The organism is Desulfonatronospira sp. (assembly GCA_003563255.1).
GTDB lineage: Bacteria > Desulfobacterota > Desulfovibrionia > Desulfovibrionales > Desulfonatronovibrionaceae > Desulfonatronospira.
Genome location: PWSL01000152.1, coordinates 1 through 6,041 on the forward strand (window position 1 = coordinate 1; position 6,041 = coordinate 6,041).

Here is a 6,041-nt window from a genome sequence, read left to right on the forward strand (position 1 = left end):
CCACGAGCCCTTCGCGAAGCCTGAGCAGCCTGGGTAACGTCTTTTCGGGCCACAATGCTGTTGAACAGCGGGATTCCTCCAGGTATGCAGCTCCACTGCTGAACCAGCATAAGCGGGGAATGTTCGAAGCGCTGCAGCTCTATCCTGTCAGTATGTATTTTCTGCAACCAGTCCCTGACGGAAAGATTATCTTCAACTGTGACCCGAAAGGGAACAGTATTCAAAAACATGCCCACGATTTTCTCAACTCCGTTGAGTTCAGGCGGCCGCCCGGACACCACGATGCCGAATATGACCGATTTTGTACCGCTGTATCTGCTGAGCAGCAAAGGCCAGGCCGATTGAATGACCGTATTGAGGGTCACCCTGCATTTTTTTGCAAAAAGATCCACTCTTTGGGCTGTATGGTCATCCAGCCTGAATCCCCAGGATTCGACATGCATTCTTATGCGGGTCTTGTCTCCGGTTTCACGTTCAGCAGGCAAAGGGGTAGGCCGGGATACTGATCCAATATGCTTCTTCCAGAAATCTTCGACTGCTTCGTGGTCCTGTGACTCCAGCCAGCGGATATATCTGCCGAATGGAATGGGTGGTTCAAAGGTGGGTATACCTCCCCGTGAGAGATCCTCATAAGCTTTTCTGAATTCTTTTGCCAGCAGTGCTCCGGACCAGCCGTCCAGAATGATATGGTGGTGGGTGTTTACGCAGAACCAATGAGTTTTTGACACCTGGATCACAGTGAACTTGATCAGCGGAGCGCGGTTGAGATCAAAGCCATTCTCTCTTTCCTCCTGCTGCAGTTTTCTAAGGCGGGAATTCTGTTCAGAAGGGGGAAGGACACGCCAGTCCTGGTAAGTAAACGGTAAATCAACGTTGCCATGGACGACCTGTACCGGCTTTTCAGGATCATCCCAGTGAAAAGATGTACGAAGGATGGTATGGCGGTCGATAATCAGCCGCCAGGCTCTTTGAAAGGCTTCTGTATCGAGATTGTCATACCGGGAGACCGACTGGCTGATATACATGCCCACCCCTTTGTCTCGAAGGGTATGAAAAAGCATACCCTGCTGCAGGGGCGACAGGCTGTACACATCTTCGACATTTTCCGGATTGATTTTCAATTTATGTAACTTGGTATCTTCCTTCATTATCAACCATTATCCTTGAGCTTGAAAAAAAGCGTGCCCATTCACGGTTACCACAAAACCATCAAGGCAGCCAAGACCATGCTTCAATTCGGATCAACCGGACCAGGGTACGGGTAAATGCTGATATTGCGGGCATTTTATCCCCCTCGACCTTGGCGAAACCTGTCATGCCAGATTTCAGCTCACCTTGATTGTTGTTGATTATACATTCCATTATTGCCAATCGTCTGGATTCTTCCTGGATGACAGTGGGATGGATTTTTTCAATGCTGCAATTGAAGAGGCGGTCAGAATACGCCTGAAGCCTGAGCCTGACTGAGTCACCTGTCGAGACCTGGTCCATGTCACCTTCGGGAATCTGGATTTCAACACGGACGCTTGAAGTATCCTCGACTTCGGCGAAGAGTTCTCCATCATCAATAAAGCTGTTCTGGAGATTCTTCAGATTCATTGTGACAAGCATGCCGTCTATAGGCATTTTCAGCCGTGTACGCTCCAGTACCTCCTGGTAGTATGCAAGTTGTTCCTGCAGTATGGCGATTTCGATTCTGGCCGACTCAATCTCATGCTTGTTGACCTGGGTGGTGATATGGTCCAGGTTTGCCTTTGCTGTTTTCACCGATTGGTGAGCAAGCTCCAACTGCTCGAGTTCCTTTTGATATTCAAAAAAAGTTATGGTGTTATCCCGATAAAGTTTTTCAAAAGCCTCCATATGCTGCAGCCTGTATCGAAGCTGCAGTTGAGACTTATTCAACTGCTCTTCCGCCAGCTTCAACTGCTCCTGCGAAGGCGTGGTCAGCAGGACATTAAGCAGCTGCTTCTGTTTTTCAATCTCTTTAAGTGTTTTTGCCACATCGTGTTCTTGCCGTTCGTTGGACAGAACCGCGACTACTGTTCCGGCCTCAAGGAATTCTCCTCCGTCGAAATAAACCTGCTCCAGTATCCTGGGATACTCGGAGTAGATTTGGGCGGATGCAACAGGAAAGACCTCTGCCTTTCCGCCGCTTTCATACTGGTAGGGAATGAAGCATGCGCCGATAAGGGCTGCTATGATCACATGTCGTGGCCTGACTCGGATCTTGTTTCTCCAGTTTTTTGGTGAAGGAGAGTCTGCTTGTCTTGAGCGGGGTGAATCGGCCAGGGATTGTGCTTTCTTGCGGCGCAGAATGTTCACAAGTCCCTGATACCAGAAACGAAAAAAAAGGTAAATAAGCACCAGAAGAAAAATCGCCACACCCAGGCCGTGCAGGTTCGCCTCAAGCCGGCTGGCTACCATGGCTCCTATAAGTCCAGCCAGTACCAGGGTAAACAGCACAGATGAAATCCCATACACAAGTACCGCAGGAGAAGGATCCATATACTGCATCACAACAGAAGGTCTTTTGGAAAATACAGCCTTGAGGCGTGCAAAGGCCTTTTTGCGCAGATTGGGAACCTCAAAATATTCGCCCATGAAGCGGTATCCTGCTCCTCCAAACAAAGGATTGACCACAAACAGGCATGAAATTACAGTGACCATGGAAAGGCTGATGCCGATGACGGATAAAGAAGTTCCGAGATCCCTCGCAGCCAGCCACATAAAGATTCCCAGGGGGAAAGTGATAAACCTTACATAGATGGGTGAGCCAAAAAACCAGAGGCGGGCTTTGCGCGTTGAATCTTCGGGAATGATGGTACGTAAATTGAATCTTGGCAAGAGGCCGAAAACCAGGGTCATGCCGAAACTGGGTGTTTCAAATCCGAAATGCCTGGCAGTCAACCCCCGGAAAAATTGCGTAATAAAGTTTATGGTCAGCAGTGCAAAAAGAATGCGGTGCAAAATGGTGACATTGCTTCTGATCTCGGATATGTCGGCAAGAAAAGGTCCCAGGTTGTTAACAAACCCAACGATAGAAACGGCAAAAAACAGGAGGACCATAACATGAAAATGCCGCAGGAAGCCGAAGGCTTTGAGCGTGTAGTCCAGTAATGTCTGCGGGTTGAACAGGGACCAGTGGTTTCGAAAGGTGGTTCTGTCATCGGGGTCATGGGTATCTGTCCGGCTCGTACCGGATGTCCCGGGGAGGGTTTCTGCCTGGTGGCTGTCGTGGGGATTCTCATCACTGATCATGCCCGCTTCATCCAGGTCCTGGATCAGCCTTTTCAAGTCGCCGGGCTTGATATTTTCACTGAACCGGGAATTGCACCTGCTTAGAAGTACAATCTCACTGTATGGCCGGCGCATTCCTTCCATAAGAAACGCTTCAGCTGCAGTAATCCGCAGAGCTTTCTTCGACCCCGGCTTTTCTGCGGTGAAATGGCCGGGGGATGACTCGTCAGCTGCAATTCTTACATCATCTGCTACCAGCTTCATGTGATATAAATACTCTTTTAAGATGCATCTGCAAAAAGTCGGGAAATGAATAATTCAGGAATTAACAATCTATATAACTCTTTGTTTTTACTGACCTCTGGCCTCTGATCTCTGACGTCTGTGACTGCAAAAATGACATTTTGCAGTCATTCTCTTCATCAATCTCTTAATCCTGTTAATCCTGTCAAAAAAGCTCTTTTCTTTATTGGGTTGCGGGCAAAGCCCGCGTTAGACTGTAACCATTCAGGGGGACCTCGGTTTTGATTGCTGGCACCAGGCCTGGGGACTGTCCCCGGGCCGGTTTCGGCATCCCCCTGAATGATTACTTTTGACTTACCCCTGAAACCCTGCCTGCCCTGAAATATCCTCCAGTTCCCGGGCTCACAAAAAACAGGAGCCACGCTGAGAAGCGTGGCAGGGAATTCTTGCAGAACCTGTTGCAGGCATTAAGTCAGGTGGGTTCTACTCTGATTCTTCAAACATCCCCTCGAAAGAGTTCCCTCGGATTTCTGAGAGGAGTTGCTTGAAAGCTGATGCCTTGTCTCTGTCAGACATTTCTTTTTCAGCCAGTTCCTTTAACGCCGGATATTTTTCAACCAGGTCTTCTGAATGAAGAACTGCTGCCTTGTACTCAGCAGTAGCAGCCTGGAAAAGCTCTTGTGCTGTGTAAACATCTCCCAGCAGAAAATGTACTGCACCAAGATTCCTGATGCCGGCTGCCATCCTCTTCAAAAGGGTTTTTGCCGCCTCCAGATCATTATTCAAGAAGTAGGCCCAGGACAGCAGCATCTTCACATTCCACATATCAGGCTGCTCTGCCAGCAGGTTTTCCAGAATATCTACGGCCTTAAGATATTGTGCAGTCCCCAGCAGGGCCTGGCTCAGGCAAAGGGAGGCCCGGGGATTGTCAGGGTTGATGCGCAGGCTGTTGCCTGCAGCATTGCTTGCCGACTCATACTCTTTGCAGCGCAGATGTATCTGGGCCAGAATAAAATATGCAGACCAGGAGCTTGGATCACGAACCAGCAGCCTGTTCAGATGATCAATGGCTTCATTTGTTCGATCCATTTTCAGAAATATTCTGGCAAGAAGGATTTCAGCCTCATTGGAGTTGGGGTTGTATTTGAGTGTTTCAGCAACGATCACCCGGGCCTCTTCATAGTGCTCGGCCTGCAACAGTATCTTGCCTCTCATCAGAGCGGCCTGAATCAGCTTCGGGTCGGAATCCAGGGCTTCCTGGCTCATTTTCAGAGCCTTGTTCACATCACCTCGCTTCCAGGCGACACTGGCCAACATGGTCAGGACCGGGGCGACTTTTCTGGTGACGTGCAAAGCTCCTGTGAAGTATTCTTCCGCTTTATCAAGCCGGCCTTTTCGTAAATGTATTTTCCCGATACCCATATACGCGCCCGCTGCTTCGGGGTTTTCTTTCAACACATCTTCGTAGGTGGTCAGAGCCTCATCTAAACGTTGTTCTTTTGTGAAGTTTTTGGCCTGCTGAACTAGAGACTTGATGTTTTTGCCGGTCCGGGCACGAAATTCCTTGTGTTGCATTATTCTCTCTCCAAACCTGGTATCTCAGGCTTAATTAAATATCTGTATCTGTCAGCGCTTTGCATGTAGCACGGGGACTGGCTCTTCCGGGACCCATTTGTCCCAAAAAATAAGACATCTGTAACATTTTAGGAGCTTAGCACAAATTTCAAACAAACATGTTGGTAACTGTTTCTGACATCCTGCTTGTCACGCCTATGGCGTGATTAAACAAATCCGAAGGATTTCCTGCATAGCAGGGTTTAACTGGGCCTGCTTCTTTGTATAGGATCAGGGGCACGGCGTAAACTCCCCTCCCTTAGGAAGAAAGTATGGGTGTATGGGGGTATCCATGTGTGGGTGTAAAGATATTTTGACTCCCACACTCCCATACGCCCATACTCCCACACTTCTTAAGGCCGGGGGTGGTTGTATGAGCTTCCTTCTTTTTTCGGATGTCGCCCTGAAGGGGCCTCTTTTTCCGCGCAGGGTCGCGGAAAAAGACTGGTGGCTTATTCCTGAAACCCTGCTTGCCCCGATAGGGATAGTATTGTCTCTTGACAGAGGGCGTTTTAATGGGCGTTAAACACCGCTGAAAGCGTTCCTGCGCAGCAGGGTTTAACCGGGGCGCCTTTGCCTGAGAAAATGTTTTTTGGGTTGCGGGCATAGCCCGCGTTAGACTTGATTGCCGGCAATCAACACCGAGAACCCCCCTGAATCAATGTTCAGTGCTGAGATCATTATTCATGGCCTGGCTTACTGTCAGCGTGAATGGATTCAGGCCCAGTGAGTCGAGCAGGTGCCTGAATTTCTTAAGCATTTCTCCTGTTTCGGCTTCTTCATTGTTGATTATTGCCAACTCGGGATGTTTCTTCAACAGGTTTTCAGAACGTAACAACATTGCCCTGTACTCGTCCATTGCCATATCAGATTGACCGTTTTTCCAGTAGATTTCACCGAGCATCAAATGTACTGTACCTGGAAATTGCTCTCTTGAGCTCAATCTA

The 6,041-nt window shown here is 48.8% G+C and carries 4 protein-coding genes; all 4 read right to left on the reverse strand.

Going from position 1 to position 6,041, the window contains the following annotated elements; genetic code table 11:
• Window positions 1–1,148, reverse strand: a 1,148-nt coding sequence (locus tag QZP87_RS04225; protein ID WP_291321672.1) for a condensation domain-containing protein, incomplete at its 3' end; no start/stop codon positions are given.
• A 61-nt stretch (window positions 1,149–1,209) separates the two neighbouring features.
• The gene (locus QZP87_RS04230) at window positions 1,210–3,501 is read right to left on the reverse strand and encodes an efflux RND transporter periplasmic adaptor subunit (protein ID WP_291321673.1); all 2,292 of its coding nucleotides are present in this window, start codon (window positions 3,499–3,501) and stop codon (window positions 1,210–1,212) included.
• A 462-nt stretch (window positions 3,502–3,963) separates the two neighbouring features.
• The gene (locus QZP87_RS04235; RefSeq protein WP_291321674.1) at window positions 3,964–5,055 is read right to left on the reverse strand and encodes a tetratricopeptide repeat protein; all 1,092 of its coding nucleotides are present in this window, start codon (window positions 5,053–5,055) and stop codon (window positions 3,964–3,966) included.
• A 697-nt stretch (window positions 5,056–5,752) separates the two neighbouring features.
• A partial coding sequence (locus tag QZP87_RS04240) for a hypothetical protein (protein WP_291321675.1) occupies window positions 5,753–6,041 on the reverse strand: 289 nt, incomplete at its 5' end.